Source organism: Streptomyces canarius (assembly GCF_014650735.1).
Classification (GTDB): domain Bacteria; phylum Actinomycetota; class Actinomycetes; order Streptomycetales; family Streptomycetaceae; genus Streptomyces; species Streptomyces olivaceoviridis.
The window spans coordinates 31,381-50,811 of sequence record NZ_BMVN01000029.1 but is presented as its reverse complement, the minus strand read 5'-3'; the positions used below and the strand labels follow the sequence as shown (position 1 = coordinate 50,811).

20 protein-coding genes and 1 pseudogene are annotated in these 19,431 nt (G+C 70.8%); 6 read left to right on the top strand and 15 right to left on the bottom strand.

Annotation, left to right across the window (positions count from 1 at the left end):
- Positions 1–66: 66 nt before the first annotated feature.
- From IE294_RS31520 to IE294_RS31505, 4 genes are all read right to left on the bottom strand, one after another.
- Entirely contained in the window at positions 67–2,706 is a 2,640-nt protein-coding gene (locus tag IE294_RS31520; RefSeq protein WP_189891708.1) for an ATP-binding protein, read from the bottom strand.
- Positions 2,707–2,915: 209 nt separating this feature from the next.
- Complete coding sequence (locus IE294_RS31515) at positions 2,916–3,239, bottom strand: STAS domain-containing protein (protein ID WP_014675024.1); 324 nt, start codon at positions 3,237–3,239, stop codon at positions 2,916–2,918.
- Between the two features lie 158 nt (positions 3,240–3,397).
- On the bottom strand, positions 3,398–4,246 hold the full coding sequence (locus IE294_RS31510) for a 3-hydroxyacyl-CoA dehydrogenase family protein (protein ID WP_189891706.1): 849 nt from the start codon (positions 4,244–4,246) through the stop codon (positions 3,398–3,400).
- Between the two features lie 160 nt (positions 4,247–4,406).
- A complete protein-coding gene (locus IE294_RS31505; protein WP_189891704.1) occupies positions 4,407–4,841 on the bottom strand; it encodes an NUDIX hydrolase in 435 nt (144 codons plus the stop codon).
- 208 nt (positions 4,842–5,049) lie between these two features.
- On the opposite strand from IE294_RS31505, the pseudogene IE294_RS31500 reads away from it, so the two are divergent.
- The 3 genes and pseudogenes from IE294_RS31500 to IE294_RS31490 all read left to right on the top strand — a co-directional run.
- A pseudogene (locus IE294_RS31500) lies at positions 5,050–5,735 on the top strand (DUF5753 domain-containing protein); the annotation flags it as partial.
- Positions 5,726–5,950 (top strand): DUF397 domain-containing protein, encoded by a 225-nt coding sequence (locus IE294_RS31495; RefSeq protein ID WP_373315874.1) that lies wholly within the window; start codon positions 5,726–5,728, stop codon positions 5,948–5,950. The pseudogene IE294_RS31500 and the gene IE294_RS31495, both read left to right, overlap by 10 nt.
- A 75-nt stretch (positions 5,951–6,025) precedes the next feature.
- Positions 6,026–6,598: a cob(I)yrinic acid a,c-diamide adenosyltransferase gene (locus tag IE294_RS31490; RefSeq protein ID WP_189891698.1), complete on the top strand. Its 573-nt coding sequence runs from the start codon at positions 6,026–6,028 to the stop codon at positions 6,596–6,598.
- Between the two features lie 11 nt (positions 6,599–6,609).
- Here IE294_RS31490 and IE294_RS31485 read toward each other — a convergent pair whose 3' ends face one another.
- Both IE294_RS31485 and IE294_RS31480 read right to left on the bottom strand, forming a co-directional pair.
- Complete coding sequence (locus IE294_RS31485; protein ID WP_059264203.1) at positions 6,610–7,113, bottom strand: DinB family protein; 504 nt, start codon at positions 7,111–7,113, stop codon at positions 6,610–6,612.
- Complete coding sequence (locus IE294_RS31480; protein ID WP_189891697.1) at positions 7,110–7,712, bottom strand: hypothetical protein; 603 nt, start codon at positions 7,710–7,712, stop codon at positions 7,110–7,112. The genes IE294_RS31485 and IE294_RS31480 overlap by 4 nt, the downstream gene beginning before the upstream one ends.
- Before the next feature lie 151 nt (positions 7,713–7,863).
- Between IE294_RS31480 and IE294_RS31475 the strand changes: the two genes are divergently transcribed.
- The 3 genes from IE294_RS31475 (at position 7,864) to IE294_RS31465 (ending at position 11,621) form a co-directional block, all read left to right on the top strand.
- The gene (locus IE294_RS31475; RefSeq protein ID WP_189891695.1) at positions 7,864–9,036 is read left to right on the top strand and encodes a sensor histidine kinase; all 1,173 of its coding nucleotides are present in this window, start codon (positions 7,864–7,866) and stop codon (positions 9,034–9,036) included.
- On the top strand, positions 9,033–9,674 hold the full coding sequence (locus tag IE294_RS31470; protein ID WP_189891693.1) for a response regulator: 642 nt from the start codon (positions 9,033–9,035) through the stop codon (positions 9,672–9,674). Before IE294_RS31475 ends, IE294_RS31470 begins: the two co-directional genes overlap by 4 nt.
- Positions 9,675–9,800: 126 nt before the next feature.
- Complete coding sequence (locus IE294_RS31465; protein WP_189891691.1) at positions 9,801–11,621, top strand: glycoside hydrolase family 18 chitinase; 1,821 nt, start codon at positions 9,801–9,803, stop codon at positions 11,619–11,621.
- 71 nt (positions 11,622–11,692) lie between these two features.
- Here the strand turns inward: IE294_RS31465 and IE294_RS31460 are convergent, their stop codons facing one another.
- From IE294_RS31460 to atpB, 9 genes are all read right to left on the bottom strand, one after another.
- Positions 11,693–12,139 (bottom strand): DUF2550 domain-containing protein, encoded by a 447-nt coding sequence (locus IE294_RS31460; RefSeq protein WP_014675016.1) that lies wholly within the window; start codon positions 12,137–12,139, stop codon positions 11,693–11,695.
- 151 nt (positions 12,140–12,290) lie between these two features.
- Positions 12,291–12,665 (bottom strand): F0F1 ATP synthase subunit epsilon, encoded by a 375-nt coding sequence (locus IE294_RS31455; protein ID WP_189819075.1) that lies wholly within the window; start codon positions 12,663–12,665, stop codon positions 12,291–12,293.
- Between the two features lie 119 nt (positions 12,666–12,784).
- Complete coding sequence (atpD, locus tag IE294_RS31450) at positions 12,785–14,221, bottom strand: F0F1 ATP synthase subunit beta (protein WP_189891689.1); 1,437 nt, start codon at positions 14,219–14,221, stop codon at positions 12,785–12,787.
- Positions 14,222–15,139 carry a F0F1 ATP synthase subunit gamma gene (locus IE294_RS31445; RefSeq protein WP_014675013.1) on the bottom strand — a complete coding sequence of 306 codons (918 nt, stop codon included), beginning with the start codon at positions 15,137–15,139 and terminating at the stop codon, positions 14,222–14,224. It lies immediately after the preceding gene.
- Between the two features lie 21 nt (positions 15,140–15,160).
- Positions 15,161–16,753 carry a F0F1 ATP synthase subunit alpha gene (gene atpA, locus IE294_RS31440; protein ID WP_189891687.1) on the bottom strand — a complete coding sequence of 531 codons (1,593 nt, stop codon included), beginning with the start codon at positions 16,751–16,753 and terminating at the stop codon, positions 15,161–15,163.
- Between the two features lie 132 nt (positions 16,754–16,885).
- Positions 16,886–17,701 carry a F0F1 ATP synthase subunit delta gene (locus tag IE294_RS31435; protein ID WP_189891685.1) on the bottom strand — a complete coding sequence of 272 codons (816 nt, stop codon included), beginning with the start codon at positions 17,699–17,701 and terminating at the stop codon, positions 16,886–16,888.
- Positions 17,698–18,246, bottom strand: coding sequence for a F0F1 ATP synthase subunit B (locus IE294_RS31430; RefSeq protein WP_189891683.1), 549 nt, complete (start codon positions 18,244–18,246; stop codon positions 17,698–17,700). The genes IE294_RS31435 and IE294_RS31430 overlap by 4 nt, the downstream gene beginning before the upstream one ends.
- 39 nt (positions 18,247–18,285) lie before the next feature.
- Positions 18,286–18,531: an ATP synthase F0 subunit C gene (gene atpE, locus IE294_RS31425; RefSeq protein ID WP_014675009.1), complete on the bottom strand. Its 246-nt coding sequence runs from the start codon at positions 18,529–18,531 to the stop codon at positions 18,286–18,288.
- 78 nt (positions 18,532–18,609) lie between these two features.
- Positions 18,610–19,428 (bottom strand): F0F1 ATP synthase subunit A, encoded by an 819-nt coding sequence (atpB, locus tag IE294_RS31420; protein ID WP_494487335.1) that lies wholly within the window; start codon positions 19,426–19,428, stop codon positions 18,610–18,612.
- Positions 19,429–19,431: the final 3 nt, after the last annotated feature.

Below are 19,431 nucleotides of genomic sequence, written 5' to 3'. Positions count from 1 at the left end.
AGAGGGGGTTGCGCGTCGCTCGACGTGCCCGCGGCGGAGCGGACGTCGGCACCGGCGTCGGCGGGGTCACATCAGCGGGTCGGTCGTGCCCGGGGTCGTTTCCGATGCCGAGGCGCTGCTCGACGTTCCCCCGGTGGTGCCGTCCGTCGAGCCGCCGGTCGTCGTGCCGCCGGCGTCGCCGCCCGTGGTCCCTCCCGTGTCGCCGCCCGTGGTGCCCCCGGTGGTGCCGTCCGTGGAGCCGCCGGTGCTCCCGGTGGTGTCGCCCGTCGTGCCGGTCGAGCCTCCGGTTCCGGTCCCACCCGTCGTCGTACCACCGGTCGTCGTACCGCCCGTCGAGCCGCCCGTGCCGCCGCCCGTCGAGCCGCCGGTCGCCGAGCCGCCCGTGGTGCCGCCGGTCGTACCGCCCGTCGTCCCACCGGTCGAGCCACCGGTCGAGCCACCGGTCGACCCGCCGGTCGTGCCCCCGGTCGTACCGCCGCTCGACCCTCCCGGCTTCGGCGACTTGGACGGTGAGCCGGAAGAGGAGTCGGGGTCGGAGGGCTCGACGCTCTCCGACGGGCGGGACGGGGCCGCGGGCGGTGCCGGGTCGTCCGCCGTACCGTACGTGCCGTCGGGCCCGGGTGACGTGGGCCGGCTGCCGGCCGAGCCGGTGTCGCCGGTGTCCGTCGGCCCCGTGCCCGAGCCGCCGTCGCCGAGGTCCTGGCCGGCGGAAGGGTTGGCGTCGACCTTGCCGGCCGGATTGCGGCCCGCGTCGTCGGGGGAGGTCATGCCGAGCGCGACGACCGTACCGAGCACGGCGGCGAGCAGCGCGCCGGAGCCGGCCGCCACCAGGTTGCGCCGGGCCAGGCGCCGGATGCCGCCCCGCGGCTGGGGCACGGGGACCCGCTGGGTGACCGCGGTCTCGTACGGCGCCGGCGCCCGCTCCTCCTGCCGTACCTCCGCCGGCTCCTCCCCCACGGCGACCGGCGGCAGCCCGAGCGCCTCGCCCGCGCGGTCGGCGAGCAGGGCCAGGGCGCGGCGGCCGGCGACCGTGCCCCGCTTGTCGGCGAGGGCGCCGCGCAGCCCGCCCGACGCCTCCAGTTCGGCGCGGGCCCGGTCGAGTTGGCCGGTGCAGAGCGCGAGTATGCCCAACTCGTGGTGGAAGTACGCCTGTTCGGTCACCTCGCCGGACAGCCGGGAGGCTTCCGCGCCGGACCGCAGGGCCCTCTCCCAGGCGCTCCAGTGGAGCCCGGCGGCGAAGGCGGGCGCGGCCGTGCGGGCCAGCCGTACGGCGCCGCTCTGCTCGCCTTCGACGGGCGGCACCGTCCGCGGCCCGACGGCGGCGAGCGCGGCGAGGACCGCGTCGGCCTCCGCGCACACCCGCTCCGGGGTGACGGAGGGGTGGCCCGCCCACCAGGCGTAGTGCTGGGCGGCGGTGTCGGCGTGGCCGGTGGCGTCGTCGGCGTACCCGGCGGCCTCCAGCTGGGTCTGCACGCCGGCCGCGAGGCGGTAACGGGAGCCGACCGGGGAGACCAGGCCGCAGCTCGCCAGCTCACCGAGGGCGGCGTCCGCGTGGGTGTCGCCGACCAGCGCGGGCAGGTGCGCCTGGTGCGGTACCTCACCGCCGAGGGCGACGGCGAAGCGGAGGGTGGCGCGGGCGGAGGCGCTGAGCCGGGAGGCGAGCAGCGGGGCGGGGGCCGCTGCCTCGCCGAGGGAGGGCAGCGGGACCTCGTCCTCCAGGTCCACGGGCGGGTCGGCCGGCAGGCGCACGTCCTCGAAGACGCCGTGCTCGTCGACCGCGCCGGTGCTGGCGCGCAGTTGGTCGCGCTGCCGGAGCAGGGCGCCGGCCTGGACGAACCGCAGGGGGAGCCCCTCGGACTCGAACCAGAGGTCGCCGGCCCAGTTGGCCTCCTCCTCGGTGAGCACCCGGCCGACGGTGCGCTCCAGGATCTCCACGCCGGCGGCGCGGTCGAGGCCGCCGAGGAAGACCTCCTCGACCTCGGACGCGGCGGAGGGCGCGGGCACGTCGGGGGTGGCGGCGAACAGGAACGCGCACTCGGGGGTGGCGTCGAGCAGTTCGTCCAGGGCGGCACCGCCGAACTCCAGGTCGTCCAGGACGACGACCGCGCCGATCTCCTGGAGGCAGGCGAGGAGTTCGTCCCGGTCGGGCCGGTACCGGGGGGCGTCGTGGACGGCGTGGAACAGGTCGTGCAGGAGGTCGCCGGCCGTGCGGTGGAAGCCGCTGAGGCGGACCACGCCGTCGGGGGCGAGGTCCAGGCAGTCCTCGGCGACCAGGTCGAGCAGGGCGGTGCGGCCGGAGCCGCCCGGGCCGGTGAGCCGCACCGAGCGGCCCCGGGCCAGGAGGCGGACCAGGCGTTCGCGTTCGTCCTGGCGTTCCAGCAGGGAGAGCGCCGGCTGGGCGGGGCCGGGCGGCACGGGCGGCAGGGCGGCGCGTTCCGTCTCGGCACGCTCGGCGGCGGTGCGCTTGCGGGGCCTGCCGGGGAGCTCGGCCGGCGGGCAGGGCTCTATTTCGCTGCCGTCGACCGGATTGACGGTGAGTTGCAGGTCGCCGGTGACGACCTGGGCCATGCGGGCGGGCACGGCCGGACCCGCGGCGAAGTCGGAAGCGAGGGAGTCCCGGGGCGGGCGGCGGCTGTGCGCCTGGCCGTGTTCTTCGGAGTCCGGGTTGACCGGGTTGACCGGGTTGACCGGCTCGATCGGGTCCATGGGTTCAAGCCCCCCAAAAGCGTCGTGTGCCCGTGTTTGCGGCCCCTCCCGGCCTTGTCGCACACCGCGCTGTCGCTTCTGGTCCGGGCCCGCTCGGTCGAGGGTTGCGAGGCGGCGGGCGACCGCACCCTAAACCTTTCCTCAGTGTCCCCGACAGGGCGGGGTGCCGTGCGGTCCGAGACGTCACGGTCTTGTGAGGATTGCGTACCTCACACCCTTGGCAGCGACTCCACCCCGATACCGCCCTCGATGGCGAGGATGCGGTGCAGCCGGGTCGCCACCAGCAGACGCTGCATCTGCGGGGGCACGCCCCGCAGCACCAGACGGCGCCCGCAACGGCCGGCCCGCCGGTGGGCACCCATGATCACCCCGAGTCCGGTGGCGTCCCAGGAGTCCAGTTCGGACAGGTCGAGCACCAGGTCGCCGACTCCGGTGTCGACGGCCGAGTGCAGGGCCGTACGGGCGTCCGCCGCGCTGCGGACGTCGAGGCGGCCCCCGACGACCAGCTCGGCGTGGTCGCCCCTGATGTGCATATGCGCTCCCCGTTGAGTGCGGTTGGCGTACTCGGTGACGGTGCTGTGCAACGTCTGACTGTTCGGGTGGCGGTGCGGTTGCTGCTTGTAAGCGAACCGATACCGAATTCACCCCGGGGAGTGACGCTCCCGGGGTGGTTGTGCGTGATCGGGTTGACTCAGTACGTGTAGAAGCCCTGCCCGCTCTTGCGGCCGATGTCACCGGCGTCCACCATCCGGCGCATCAGCTCCGGCGGGGCGAACTTCTCGTCCTGGGACTCGGTGTAGATGTTGCTCGTGGCGTGCAGCAGGATGTCCACGCCGGTGAGGTCGGCGGTGGCGAGCGGGCCCATGGCGTGGCCGAAGCCCAGCTTGCAGGCGAGGTCGATGTCCTCGGCGGTGGCGACGCCGGACTCGTAGAGCTTGGTCGCCTCCACCACGAGGGCGGAGATGAGCCGGGTGGTGACGAAGCCGGCGACGTCCCGGTTGACGACGATGCAGGTCTTGCCGACGGACTCGGCGAACTCCCGGGCGGTGGCGAGGGTTTCGTCGCTGGTCTTGTAGCCGCGGACCAGTTCGACGAGCTGCATCATCGGCACCGGCGAGAAGAAGTGCACGCCGACGACCCGCTCGGGGCGCTCGGTGGCCGCCGCGATCTTGGTGATCGGGATGGCGGAGGTGTTGGAGGCGAGCACGGTGTCCTCGCGCACGAGCCTGTCGAGCGCGCGGAAGATCTCGTGCTTGACCTCCAGCTTCTCGAAGACGGCCTCCACCACGATGTCGGCCTCGGCGGCGGCGTCCAGGTCGGTGGTCGAGGTGATGCGCGCGAGGGCGGCCTCGGCGTCCTCGGCCGCCAGCTTGCCCTTGCCGACGAACTTGTCGTACGAGGCCTTGATGCCGTCGGTGCCGCGCTTCAGCGCCTCGTCGGTGACGTCACGCAGGACGACGTCCCAGCCCGCCTGCGCGGCGACCTGGGCGATGCCGGAACCCATGAGACCGGCCCCGATGACGGCGAGCTTCCGTGCCACTCCGACTCCCTATGAACGCGGTGAAAGGTCTGCCCCTCGGCGGACCATAGCGCTCCGGCGCCGCTGTGTGACCGGTAAGTAACGCGCGTCACGTCCCATTTGACGGAGATCACACCGGCAGGGGTACGGGGCGGCGGACACGGCTCCACGAGCCGGGCGGTCAGCGGCCGATGAGGGCGCGGACGGCGTCGCTGACCGGGGGCAGACCGGCGGGGTCGGCCCACTGGTGTGCGTCGTGCTCCGTCAGGACGACCGGTGCGGTTCTCTCGACGGTGACGGAGAAGGTGAACTGACGGGTGCTACCGCCGCGGCTGTCGGCGTAGTCGAAGTGGCCGACGCAGTCGCGCACCGCCTCGACGGTCAGCCCGGTCTCCTCGGCGGTCTCCCGGTGGAGGGCTTCGAGGATGCCCTCACCGTCCTCCACCTTGCCGGAGGGGAGCTCCCACAGGCCGCCCATGAAGTCACCCTGCTTGCGCCGCACCAGCAGCACGCGGTCGGCATCGGTGACGACGGCGGCGGCCACGAAGCGGGTGACCCCGTCGGCACGGGCGTCACCGACCAGGCCGGCGAGGAACTCGGGGGAAGCGACGGTCATGCCGGCAACAGCTCCTCGTGCGGGTCGCTCACGGAAGCGCCCGGGCCGACGCGGCCGGTGAGTGAGCGTCAACCGTGCCGGTACGGCGCCACGGCTTCCGGCACCGCGGTCGCGCGCGTCGATACGCTCCGCGTCCGGACCGTCACACGGCGACCACGAAGGGGGTGCCCCATGCCGATGCGCGGGGCGATCACCGGACGCAGCCAGAGGGGAGACACGGGGCGGGCCGGAGGTGGCGGAGGCGCTGGACCAGTACTACGGCACGCCCGGACTGCTGCTGGCGATGTGGGAGATGGCCGTGGCGGACCCGACGCAGTTCAGGGAGCAGTACCGGCGGTACATGACGCTGGAGGCGGAGGCGGTGAGTCTCTGGCACTTCGGAGTGACCATCCTGCCGGGCCTGTTGCGAACGGATGCCTACGCGCGTGAGCTGCTGGCTCTTGGCGGCTACGAGGGCAAGGAGCTGGAGCGGCAGGTCACCGCCCGCGCAGGGCGGCGGGTGGTGCCGGAGGGGGAGGCCGCCCCGCCGTTCCGCGCCATCATGGCCGAAACGGTGCTGCGCACACCGCTACGTGATGCCGGTGCGCGACGGGAGCAACTGGACTATCTCCTGGAGGTGTCGGAGCGCCGGAACATCACGCTCCAGGTGCTACTGGACAGTGCGGGACCGCACGGCCTGGTGAGTACAGCCGTCATGTTCCTGCGGCTGGCGAGCGGCACTCCAGTGGCCTACACGGAGAGCGCACACCGCGGAGAACTGATCGAAGAAGGTGCGGCAGTTGAGCGGCTGCAACGTGCGTACGATGCGATGCCGACCAGGCGCTGACCCCTGCCCAGTCGCGCAAGTTCATCCTGTGGATGCTGGAGGAAGTGCCGTGCGAGCCATGGACATGACCACTGAGACCTGGCGCAAGAGCAGCTACAGCAACCCCGACGGTGGCGCCTGCCTCGAAGTCTCCGACGACCTCTCCCCCACCCTCCCCATCCGCGACAGCAAGGCCCCCGACGGCCCCGCACTCCTCTTCGCGGCCGGGTCCTGGTCGTCGTTCGTCGCCGCCGTGCGGACGGGGACGCTCCGCCGGCATCCTCCCCGTCGGCCGGCAGGCTGATCCACTTCGCCGCAGCGGCCGTGACGACGGGCACGCGGGTGTCCCGGACGGCCGGGGCGTCACTACGCTGGCCGTATGGTCAACCTGACGCGCATCTACACGAGGACCGGCGACCGGGGCACCACCAGCCTCGGCGACATGAGCCGGGTACCCAAGACGGACCTCAGGATCTCCGCCTACGCGGACGCCAACGAGGCCAACGCGGTGATCGGCACCGCCATCGCGCTGGGCGGCCTGGACGAGGAGATCGTCACGGTCCTCACGCGCGTCCAGAACGACCTGTTCGACGTCGGCGCGGATCTGTCGACGCCGGTGGTCGAGAAGCCGGAGTTCCCGCCGCTGAGGGTGGAGCAGTTCTACATCGACCGGCTGGAGGCGGACTGCGACCGCTTCAACGAGCGGCTGGAGAAGCTGCGCTCCTTCATCCTGCCGGGCGGCACACCGGGTGCCGCCCTGCTGCACCAGGCGTGCACGGTCGTACGCCGGGCCGAGCGCTCCACCTGGGCGGCCCTGGAGGTGCACGGCGAGACGATGAACCCGCTCGCCGCGACCTACCTGAACCGCCTCTCCGACCTGCTGTTCATCCTGGCCCGCAGCGCGAACCGGGAGACCGGCGACGTGCTGTGGGTGCCGGGCGGGGAGCGCTAGACCCCGCTGGTCTAGTCGCCGGTCCGGCCGTCGATCTGCTCGCGCAGGATGTCGATGTGGCCGTTGTGGCGGGCCGTCTCCTCGATCAGGTGGAGCAGGATCCAGCGCAGGTCCACCGCGCTGCCGTCGCTCCGCTTCATCCGCGCCTTGGTGTCCAGGTCGTGCGCGGCGACGAGTTCGTCGTGCCGGGCGGCCTCCTCGGCGTACTCGGCGAGGAGCCGGGACAGCGGGATGTCGACGGCGATCCGCATCTCGCGGTCGGGGTCCTCGTCGGTCCAGGGGCCCTCGTCCGGCTCCCCCAGGAAGACGACCCGGAACCAGTAGTACTCGACCCAGCGCAGATGGTTGATCAGCCCGCTCAGGGTCATCAGCGGGGAGCCGGGGAGGATCGCCTTCACGGCGTCCTCGTCGGAGAGCTCCTCGCACTTGGCGCGCGCGGTGGCGCGGACGTAGGTGAGGAAGGTGGTCAGCTGGGTGCGCTCGTCCCAGGCGGGAGGCGTGTCGGTGCGTGTCATCGCGGCGATGATGTCCCGGCGCCCGCCCCGCTGTCGACAGGGTTTTCGTCAGCCCCGCGCTCCCGCTGCCGCTCCCGCTTGGGGAACAGCGTGTAGCTCGCGGCGATGACCACGTTGATGCCGATCACCCACAGCATGCGCTGCTGCCAGGCCCGGAGCGAACCGGTGTCCCCGGAACCGCCGACGTACCAGACCGCGCCCTGGAGCAGGGCGAGGGCGACGGCCGAGGCGAGGATCCAGCGGGCCGCGACCTTCCACTCGTGGGCGGCGCGGGCCGTGCCGTACCGGGGCGGCTTCACCGGGGGCGGGCCGCCGGCGAGGCGGTGGGCCACCCGGGCGTCCGCCCACCGGATGGTGGAGTGGCCCAGGCCGACCGTGAAGCCGATGTAGACCGCGGCGAGGCCGTGCCGCCAGTCCGGTTCGGCGCCGTTCCTCAGGTCGACCGCGGTGACGGCGAGGAGCACGATCTCCAGGAGCGGCTCGCACAGCAGCAGGGCCAGGCCGGTGCGCGGCATCCGGAACACGTACCGGAAGGCCAGTCCGGCCGCCAGCAGTACCCAGAACGCCACCTCGCAGGCGATGATCAGTCCGACGATCACGGTTCGCTCCCCTCGTCCACCCTTCCAGGCTCCCGGCCGGGGCCGCCGGTTTCGTCGTCGGCGCAGAGGAGACCGCGGTAAGCGAAAGTCGCACTCCGGGACCCTCCCCCGGACGCAGGCGGCCCGCCCCCGGGCCGTGTTGGATGGGGGCATGCCCCTCGCACTGCCCCGTCCGCACCGCGACGACCTGCGCATCGCCGTGGCCGGGCTGCTCGGCGGGGTGCTGCTGTGGGCGCTCGGGATCCATCCCCGCCTGGCGTCCGACAGCCTGGTGCTGTGGCACGCGCCCTGGGCACCGCTGGTGCCACTGGCGGTGACCGCCGCCTGCGAGCCGCTGCGCCGTATCCGCCCGCGCGTCGGGCTGCTGGCCGGCACGGCCGCGCTGGCCCTGGACACGGTGACCCTCGGCAGCATCGTCACCATCGTGCTGTACACCGACCTGGTGTACGCGGCCGTCCTGTACGGCACCCCGGCCTCCGCCCGCCGCATCCCGTGGATCACCGGGATGCTGACGGTCGTCGGCGGGATCGTGCCGGCGGCGCTGTGGCGGGATCCGCAGGGGCTGCTGATCGGGGTGGGCGTCGGGGTGGTGGCGCTGGCCCCGGCCGCCACCGGCGCCCTGGTGCGCAACCACCGCGACGCCGCCGAGGCCGCCCGGCTGCGCGCGGAACAGACCGCGCTGCTGGCCGAGATGGACCGCACCCAGGCGGTCACCGCGGAACGGGCCCGGATGGCACGGGAGTTGCACGACATGGTCGCCAATCACCTGTCGGCCATCGCCATCCACTCCACGGCCGCGCTCTCCCTCGACGACCCGAAGACCTCCCGGGAGGCGCTGGCCGTCATCCGGGAGAACAGCGTGGCGGGGCTGGCGGAGATGCGCCGCCTGATCGGCATCCTGCGGGACAGCTCCGGGGACCGGGAGCCCGCCGCGTCCCCCACGCTGGACGGGCTCGGCGCGCTGGTCGACCGGGCTCGGGCGGGCGGCCTGGACGTCACGCTCGACGCCGGCCACGGCAAGGTGCCGGCGCCCGTGGAGCTCGCCGCCTACCGGATCGTGCAGGAGTCGCTGACCAACGCCCTGAAGCACGCGGCGAAGGGGCGCGTCCGGGTCTCGCTCCGGCAGCGGGACGGGCGGCTGGACATCCGGGTGACCAGCCCCTACCGGCCCGGCGACGGCCCGCGCGCACCCGGCTCCGGTTCCGGCCTGACCGGGATGCGGGAGCGGGCCGCGCTGCTCGGCGGCACGTTCGAGGCCGGGCCGCGGGGCGCCCTGTGGGCCGTACGCGCCACGCTTCCGCTCACCGAAGGAGACCCCGCATGATCCGTGTCCTGGTCGCCGAGGACCAGTCCGCCGTCCGCGCCGGGCTCGTCCTGATCCTGCGCAGCGCGCCGGACATCGAGGTGGTCGGCGAGGCGGCGGACGGCGAGCAGGCGGTCGAGCTGACCCGCAGCCTCGGTCCCGACCTGGTCCTGATGGACGTGCAGATGCCCCGGCTGGACGGGGTGTCCGCGACCCGGCGGATCGTCGCCGAACGGCTCGCGGACGTGCTCGTACTGACCACCTTCGACCTCGACGAGTACGTCTTCGGCGCGCTGCGGGCGGGCGCGGCCGGGTTCCTGCTGAAGAACGCCGAGGCGGGGCAGCTGCTGGAGGCGGTGCGGACGGTGGCGCGCGGTGAGGGGATCGTCGCCCCGGCGGTGACCCGGCGGCTGATCGCCGAGTTCGCCGCGGCCCCGGCGCGGGAGGCGGAGGCCGACCCGGCCGTGCTGGAGGGGCTCACCCGGCGGGAGCGGGAGGTGCTGCGCCGTATCGGCGAGGGCCTGTCGAACGCGGAGATCGCGGCCCGGCTGGACATGGCGGAGGGCACGGTGAAGACGCACGTCAGCCGGTTGCTGGCCAAGCTGGGGCTGCGCAGCCGGGTGCAAGCGGCGGTGCTCGCCCGGGAGTTGGGGGTCTAGCGCGGCCTGCCGCAGGAATGGTCCAGACCTATTGACGGGTGGTCCAGACCTTTCTACCCTCGCAGCACCGTGGGCGTGAAGGCTCAGTCATGCCCCTGACACCCCCGATGACGAGGGAGGCGCAGCATGCGCTTCAGACACAGAGCCGCGGCAGGGTTCGCGACCCTGTTGCTCCCCCTGGCCGGCCTGGTCGGACTCGCCGGCCCCGCCCAAGCGGCGGCCAACGCGACGGCCGGCTTCACCAAGACGAGCGACTGGGGCACCGGCTTCGGTGGTCAGTGGACCATCAAGAACACCGGTACCAGCAGCATCAGTTCCTGGACCGTCGAGTGGGACTTCCCCTCCGGCACGTCCGTCACCTCCGCCTGGGACGCGGACGTCACCGGATCCGGCACCCACTGGACCGCGAAGAACAAGTCCTACAACGGCACCCTCGCCCCGGGCGCCTCCGTCTCCTTCGGCTTCAACGGCGCGGGCTCCGGCTCCCCGTCCAACTGCAAGCTGAACGGCGACAGTTGCGACGGCACGACGGTCCCCGGCGACGCGGCCCCCTCCGCCCCCGGCACCCCCACCGCCTCCTCGGTCACCGACACCTCGGTGAAGCTCTCCTGGAGCGCGGCCACCGACGACAAGGGCGTCAAGAACTACGACGTCCTGCGCGACGGCTCCAAGGTCGCCACGGTCACCACCACGTCGTACACCGACACGGGCCTGACCGCCGGCACCGACTACTCCTACACCGTGCAGGCCCGTGACACCGCCGACCAGACCGGCCCGGCCAGCGGCGCGGTCAAGGTGCACACCACCGGCGGCGGCACCACTCCCCCGCCCACCGGCGACAAGGTCAAGCTCGGGTACTTCACCGAGTGGGGCATCTACGGCCGCAACTACAACGTCAAGAACCTGGTGACGTCCGGCTCCGCGGCCAAGATCACGCACATCAACTACGCCTTCGGCAACGTCACCGGCGGCAAGTGCGCGATCGGCGACTCCTACGCCGACTACGACAAGGCCTTCACCGCCGACCAGTCCGTCAGCGGCGTCGCCGACACCTGGGACCAGCCGCTGCGCGGCAACTTCAACCAGCTGCGCCAGCTGAAGGCCAAGTACCCGAACATCAAGGTGCTGTGGTCCTTCGGCGGCTGGACCTGGTCCGGCGGCTTCGCGGACGCGGCCAAGAACCCGGCCGCCTTCGCCCAGTCCTGCTACGACCTGGTCGAGGACCCGCGCTGGGCCGATGTCTTCGACGGCATCGACATCGACTGGGAGTACCCGAACGCCTGCGGTCTGACCTGTGACACCAGCGGGGCCGCGGCCTTCAAGAACGTGATGTCCGCGCTGCGCGCCAAGTTCGGCTCGAACAACCTGGTCACCGCGGCCACCACCGCCGACGGCTCGGCCGGCGGCAAGATCGAGGCCGCGGACTACGCGGGCGCCGCCCAGTACGTCGACTGGTACAACGTGATGACGTACGACTTCTTCGGCGCCTGGGACGCCAAGGGCCCCACCGCCCCGCACTCCCCGCTCACCTCGTACGACGGCATCCCGAAGGCGGGCTTCACCACCGCCGACGCGATGGCCAAGTTCAAGGCGATCGGCGTGCCCGCGAAGAAGCTGCTCATCGGCATCGGCTTCTACGGCCGCGGCTGGACCGGCGTCACCCAGGACGCCCCGGGCGGCACGGCCACCGGCCCGGCGACCGGCACCTACGAGCAGGGCATCGAGGACTACAAGGTCCTCAAGACGTCCTGCCCGGCCACCGGCACCGTCGCCGGCACCGCCTACGCGCACTGCGGCAGCAACTGGTGGTCGTACGACACCCCCGCCACCATCGCCTCGAAGATGGCGTGGGCCAAGAACCAGGGCCTCGGGGGCGCGTTCTTCTGGGAGTTCAGCGGCGACACCAGCAACGGTGAACTGGTGAACGCGATCAGCAGCAACCTGTAGAAGAGCACCCAAGCAACGTTGACGCTCCCCCGGACTTCGTCCGGGGGACCCCACCCAGAGGGTGAACGTGGCTACGCCACGTTCACCCTCTGTCCGGGCGGGGCTGCCTCCAGCCACGCGAGGAAACCGGTCAGCGCGTCTTCGCTCATGGCGAGTTCCAGGCGCGTGCCCCGGTGCGTACAGGCCAGCACCACCGCGTCGGACAGCAGCGCCAGCTCCTCCTCGCCCTCGGGCAGCCGGCGCCCCGCCACCTCGATCTGACCGCGCTCCAGGACGCGGCGAGGGCGGGGGGCGTAGGAGAAGACCCGGTACCACTCGATCCGGTCGCCGTTGTAGCGGGCGACACCGTAGGACCAGCCCTTGCCGCCCGTGTCCGGTTTCTCGGGCAGGTCCCAGCGCAGCGAACAGTCGAAGGTGCCACCGGAGCGCTGGATGAGCCTGCGGCGCAGCCCGAACAGGAACAGTCCCACCACCACGAGCGCGACCACGATCCCGCACACAGTCAGAGCGAGGACCATCGGCACCGACCTCCTCGTCTCCTAGGTAGAACTGCTTCTACGACTGAGTAATGAAACGGAAAAAACACCCACATCTGCCTCAGCCGCGACCGGCACCGGATTGCTCCGGGCCGGCCGCGGCTGAGTGACGTCAACGTACGGCGCGACTGGTTCAGCGCGCCGTCGCAGCACGCAGTCGGACGTCCGCGCGGCGCTCGGCGACGGCGTCGCCCTCCGCCTTCGCACGCTCCAGTTCCCGCTCCGTGCGCTGGACATCGATCTCGTCCGACAGCTCGGCGATCTCGGCCAGCAGGGACAGCTTGTTGTCCGCGAACGAGACGAAACCGCCGTGCACCGCGGCGACGACCGTTCCACCTTCACTCGTACGGATGGTCACCGGGCCCGACTCCAGCACACCGAGCAGCGGCTGGTGACCGGGCATGACGCCGATGTCGCCGGACGTGGTGCGCGCGACGACCAGGGTGGCCTCGCCGGACCAGACCTGGCGGTCGGCGGCGACCAGCTCGACGTGCAGCTCAGCAGCCAAGGGTGGCTCCTCGGGTCACCACCCGGCAGGGGCGCCGGGTGTTGGGGTCAATTCTAGTGGGCGTGAGTGAGGGGGCGGGACGCACCCCGCCCCCTCACGACTCAGGCGAGTGCCCGAAGTCAGGAGACGCCCAGCTCCTTCGCGTTGTTCTTGAGGTCCTCAAGACCACCGCACATGAAGAACGCCTGCTCGGGGAAGTGGTCGTACTCGCCGTCGCAGATCGCGTTGAACGCGGCGATCGACTCGTCGAGCGGCACGTCCGAGCCGTCCACGCCGGTGAACTGCTTGGCGACGTGGGTGTTCTGGGACAGGAAGCGCTCCACACGACGGGCACGGTGGACGACGAGCTTGTCCTCCTCGCCGAGCTCGTCGATACCGAGGATCGCGATGATGTCCTGGAGGTCCTTGTACTTCTGGAGGATCGTCTTCACGCGCATGGCCGCGTTGTAGTGGTCCTGCGAGATGTAGCGCGGGTCCAGGATCCGGGACGTGGAGTCCAGCGGGTCCACGGCCGGGTAGATGCCCTTCTCGGAGATCGGACGGGACAGAACCGTCGTCGCGTCGAGGTGGGCGAAGGTGGTGGCCGGAGCCGGGTCGGTCAGGTCGTCGGCGGGGACGTAGATCGCCTGCATCGAGGTGATCGAGTGACCGCGGGTCGAGGTGATGCGCTCCTGGAGGAGGCCCATCTCGTCGGCCAGGTTCGGCTGGTAACCCACCGCGGACGGCATGCGGCCGAGCAGCGTGGAGACCTCGGAACCGGCCTGCGTGAAGCGGAAGATGTTGTCGATGAAGAACAACACGTCCTGCTTCTGGACGTCACGGAAGTACTCGGCCATGGTCAGGCCGGCCAGCGCGACGCGCAGACGGGTGCCCGGCGGCTCGTCCATCTGACCGAAGACCAGCGCGGTCTTGTCGATGACGCCCGAGTCGGACATCTCCTCGATCAGGTCGTTGCCCTCACGGGTGCGCTCACCGACACCGGCGAACACGGAGACACCGTCGTGGTTGTTGGCGACACGGTAGATCATCTCCTGGATGAGCACCGTCTTGCCGACGCCGGCGCCGCCGAACAGACCGATCTTGCCGCCCTTGACGTACGGGGTCAGCAGGTCGATGACCTTGACGCCGGTCTCGAACATCTCGGTCTTCGACTCGAGCTCGTCGAAGTTCGGGGCCTTACGGTGGATGGACCAGCGCTCGCCCTCGTAGCTCTCGTCGGCGTTCAGCACCTCACCGAGGGTGTTGAACACCTTGCCCTTGGTGAAGTCACCGACCGGGACGGTGATGCCGTCGCCGGTGTCGACGACCGGGGCCTGGCGGACCAGACCGTCGGTCGGCTGCATGGAGATGGTGCGGACCAGGCCGTCACCCAGGTGCTGGGCGACCTCCAGGGTCAGCGTCTTCTTCTCGCCCGCGTTGGCCGGGTCGGCGACCTCGACGTGGAGGGCGTTGTAGATGTCCGGCATCGCGTCGACGGGGAACTCCACGTCGACGACCGGGCCGATGACCCGGGCGACGCGGCCCGTAGCCGTCGCGGTCTCAACAGTGGTGGTCATTTATCGGTCACTCCCCGCGGTCGCGTCGGCCAGGGCGCTGGCGCCACCGACGATCTCGCTGATTTCCTGGGTGATTTCGGCCTGGCGGGCCGCGTTGGCAAGACGGGAGAGCGTGTTGATCAGCTCGCCCGCGTTGTCGGTGGCCGACTTCATCGCGCGCCGCGTGGCGGCGTGCTTCGAAGCGGCCGACTGGAGCAGCGCGTTGTAGATGCGGCTCTCCACGTAGCGCGGCAGCAGGGCGTCGAGGACGTCCTCCGCCGAGGGCTCGAAGTCGTACAGCGGGAGGATCTCGCCCTTGGGGTGAGCCTCCTCGGCGACCTCTTCGAGGCGCAGCGGCAGCAGCCGGGCGTCGAGCGCCGTCTGCGTCATCATCGAGACGAACTCGGTGAAGACGATGTGGAGTTCGTCCACGCCGCCCTCGGCCGTCTCCTTCTCGATGGCCTCGATCAGCGGCGCCGCCACCTTCTTGGCGTCCGCGTACGTCGGCTCGTCGGTGAAGCCGCTCCACGACTCCGCGATCTTGCGCTCACGGAAGTTGTAGTGGGCCACACCGCGCCGGCCGACGATGTACGTGTCGACCTGCTTGCCCTCGCGCTCCAGGCGCTCGGTCAGCTGCTCCGCCGCCTTGATGGCGTTGGAGTTGAAGGCGCCGGCCAGACCGCGGTCGCTCGTGAGGAGCAGGACCGCGGCACGGGTCGGGTTCTCCGTCTCCGTGGTGAGCGGGTGCTTGGTGTTCGACCCCGTACCGACCGCCGTGACCGCGCGCGTGAGCTCCTGCGCGTACGGCGTGGAGGCCGCCACCTTGCGCTGCGCCTTGACGACGCGCGAGGCGGCGATCATCTCCATCGCCTTGGTGATCTTCTTGGTCGCGCTGACGGATCGGATGCGACGCTTGTAGACCCGGAGCTGGGCTCCCATGAGTCAGGTCCCTTCCTTACGTCACTTGGCGGCAGCGGCAGGAACGTCCTCGCCGAGCAGCTTGCCGTCGCTCGTCTCGAACTGCTTCTTGAACTCCGCCACGGCGTCGTCGATCGCCTGGATCGTGTCGTCCGACATCTTGGCGCCCTCGCGGATGGAGGTGAGCAGGCCCTGGTGCTTCCGGTGCAGGAAGTCCAGCAGCTCCTTCTCGAAGCGGCGGATGTCGGCGACCGGTACGTCGTCCATGCGGCCGTTGGTGCCGGCCCAGACGGAGACGACCTGGTCCTCGGTGGCCATCGGCTGGTACTGGTCCTGCTTCAGCAGCTCGACCATGCGCTGACCGCGCTCCAGCTGGGCCTTCGAGGCCGCGTCCAGGTCGGAACCGAAGGCGGCGAACGCCTCCAGCTCACGGAACTGGGCGAGGTCCACACGGAGGCGGCCGGAGACCTGGCGCATCGCCTTGTGCTGCGCGGAACCACCGACTCGGGAGACGGAGATACCGACGTTCAGCGCGGGGCGCTGACCGGCGTTGAACAGGTCCGACTCCAGGAAGCACTGGCCGTCGGTGATGGAGATGACGTTGGTCGGGATGAACGCCGAGACGTCGTTGGCCTTGGTCTCGACGATCGGCAGACCGGTCATCGAACCGGCACCCATGTCGTCGGAGAGCTTGGCGCAGCGCTCCAGCAGACGCGAGTGCAGGTAGAAGACGTCACCCGGGTAGGCCTCACGGCCCGGCGGGCGGCGCAGCAGCAGCGACACGGCACGGTAGGCGTCGGCCTGCTTCGACAGGTCGTCGAAGATGATCAGGACGTGCTTGCCCTGGTACATCCAGTGCTGGCCGATGGCCGAACCGGTGTACGGCGCCAGGTACTTGAAGCCGGCCGGGTCGGACGCCGGGGCGGCGACGATGGTCGTGTACTCCAGCGCGCCGTTCTCCTCCAGCGCGCGGCGCACGCCGGCGATGGTGGAGCCCTTCTGGCCGATGGCGACGTAGATGCAGCGGACCTGCTTCTTCGGGTCGCCCGAGCGCCAGTTGTCGCGCTGGTTGATGATCGTGTCGACGGCCAGGGCGGTCTTGCCGGTCTGGCGGTCGCCGATGATCAGCTGACGCTGACCACGGCCGATCGGGGTCATCGCGTCGACGGCCTTGTAGCCCGTCTCCATCGGCTCGTGCACCGACTTGCGCTGCATGACCGTGGGGGCCTGCAACTCAAGGGCGCGGCGGCCGTCGGTCTCGATCTCGCCGAGGCCGTCGATCGGGTTGCCGAGCGGGTCGACGACACGGCCGAGGTAGCCCTCGCCGACCGCGACGGAGAGGACCTCACCGGTGCGCGTGACCGGCTGACCCTCCTCGATGCCGCTGAACTCGCCCAGGACGACCGCACCGATCTCGCGCTCTTCCAGGTTCAGCGCGAGACCGAGGGAGCCATCCTCGAACTTCAGCAGCTCGTTCGCCATGGCCGAGGGCAGACCCTCGATCTTGGCGATACCGTCGCCGGCGACGGTGACCGTACCGACCTCCTCGCGCGAGGCCGCGTCCGGCTTGTACGACTGGACGAAGTTCTCCAGCGCGTCCCGGATCTCCTCCGGCCGGATCGTGAGCTCCGCCATCTGGGTTCCCTGCTCTCCTTGTTGGGCCCGAAGTTTCACTTTGGGGGTCTGGGGGCGACCCCCAGGAATCCTCTGCACGGCCCAACCAGGGCCGTAAGTACGTACTGCTCTTCTCGAAATATCGAGTTGCTGCTAGCTCGCCATGCGGCGGGCGGCCTCGTCCAGCCGGTCCGCGAGGGAGCCGTTGATGACCTCGTCACCGACCTGCACCCGGATCCCGCCGACGACCTCGGGGTCGACGTCGAGGTTGAGGTGCATCCGACGCCCGTAGAGCTTGGTCAGGGCGGCACCGAGGCGCTCGCGCTGCCCGTCGCTCAGCGGCACCGCCGAGGTGACGACGGCGACCATGCGGTTCCGGCGCTCGGCGGCGAGCTTGGACAGGGACTCCAGTCCCGTCTCCAGGCTACGTCCACGCGGCGCGGTCGCGAGGCGCGTCACCAGCCGCTCGGTGGCCGGCTTGGCCCGTCCGCCCAGGAGCCGGTGCAGCAGCTCGGTCTTGGCCGAGGTGCCGGCGGCACGGTCGGTGAGCGCGGCGCGCAGCCCGGTGTTGGAGGAGACGATCCGGCCGAACCGGAACAGCTCGTCCTCGACGTCGTCGAGGGTGCCCGTCTTCTCCGCGGCCGTGAGGTCGGCGATGTTCGCCAGCTCCTCCAGCGCGTCCACCAGGTCGCGGGGCTGCGACCAGCGGGACCGGGCCAGTCCGGACACCAGGTCGGCGGCGGAGCCGCTGACCTGGCCGCCGATCAGGCGCTGGACCAGCTGCGCCTTCGCCTCCCCGGGCTGCGCCGGGTCGGTGAGGACCCGGCGCAGGCCGGCCTCGCGGTCGAGCAGCGCGGTGACGGCCGCCAGCTCGTCCGCGAGCTTCACGGCGTCGACGGACGTGGAGTCCGTCAGCGCGTCGAGACGCTCACGTGCGGCTGCCAGGGCCTCGCGGCTCGCTCCGTTCATCGCGTGGCCTCGGCCTTCTCCTCAAGCTCGTCGAGGAAGCGGTCGATCACACGGCTCTGGCGGGCGTGGTCCTCAAGGGACTCGCCGACGAGCTTGCCGGCCAGTTCGGTGGCGAGCTTGCCGACGTCCTGACGCAGCGCGGAGGCGGCGGCCTTGCGGTCGGCCTCGATCTGGGCGTGGCCGGCGGTGACGATCTCCTCGCGCTGGCGCTGGCCCTCGGCCCGCATCTCGGCGATGAGCGCGGCACCCTGCTCCTGCGCCTCCTGGCGCAGGCGCGCGGCCTCGTGCCGGGCCTCGGCGAGCTGGGCCTTGTACTGCTCAAGGACGCTCTGGGCCTCGACCTTCATGGCGTCGGCCTCTTCGATGCCGCCTTCGATCGCCGCGCGACGCTCCTCCAGAACCTTGTTGATGTTCGGAAGCAGCTTCTTCCAGAAGAAGAAGAACACGATGGCGAAGGCGATGGTGCCGACGAGCAGCTCGGGGCCCGGAGGAACGAGCGGGTTCTGCTCCTCCTCGGCCGCGAGTGCAACCAGGTTGGCGATCACATCAGTGCCTTTCGTCGATTCGTGTCGGGTAAGCGCTGATTACTTACCGAACACGAACGGCATAACGATGCCGATGAGGGCGAGCGCCTCACAGAACGCGAAGCCCAGGATCTGGTTGGCGCGGATCAGACCGGCGGCCTCGGGCTGACGGGCCAGGGCCTGGGTGCCGTTACCGAAGATGATGCCGACGCCGATGCCGGGGCCGATCGCGGCGAGGCCGTAACCGATGGAGCCGACGGAGCCGTGGACGCCGGTTTCAGCAGCAAGGGTCTGGAGAGCGGACATGCCGGTTCTTCCTTCTCTTTCATGGACCGGTGGGGGTTGGCCACCGGACGACTGGGGGGTTGGGGGCGGTGGTACGACTCAGTGGTGCTCGGCGAGAGCGCCCTGAATGTAGGAGCAGGCCAGCAGGACGAAGACGTACGCCTGGACGGCCTGGACGAAGAGCTCGAAGCAGATCATGGCCATCGTCATCACGAAGGAGACGCCGGCGGCCGGGACCATCCAGCTGTTCAGCAGGTACCAGGAGGCGACGGTGAACATCACCAGCATCAGGTGACCGGCGAACATGTTGGCGAACAGTCGCACCGCGTGCGTGAACGGGCGGACCAGCAGGTTCGAGAAGAACTCGATGACCATGACCAGCGGCAGCACCGGGCCGAGCGACTTGTCGTAGCCGGTGACGTTCTTGAAGAAGCCGACGAAACCGTGCTTCTTGAAGGTCAGCGCGACCCAGGTGACGTAGACGATCGCGGCGAGCACCGCCGGGTAGGCGATGATCGAGGAGACCGGGAACTGCGCGAGCGGGACCACGGACCACACGTTCATGATCCAGATGAAGAAGAAGAGGGAGACCATGAGCGGCACCCACTTCTCGCCCTCGCGCTTGCCGAGGGTCTCGTACACGATGCCGCGGCGGACGAAGTCGTAGCCTGCCTCGCCGATCATCTGGAGCTTGCCCGGGACGACCTTGGCTTTGCCGAAGGCGGCCCAGAAGAAGGCGACGACGAGCACGCTGGTGACGAGCGCGAGCAGCATCACCTTGTTGAACTCGAAGCCGCCGACCGTGGCGAGCGGCTTGAACAGGAAGGAGTGCAGGCCCGGAGCCGGGAAGCCACACCCGTTGTCGGACATGATCCGACAACTCCAGTCGAAGGCGAGCTGGGTCTGGTCAGCACTCACCGC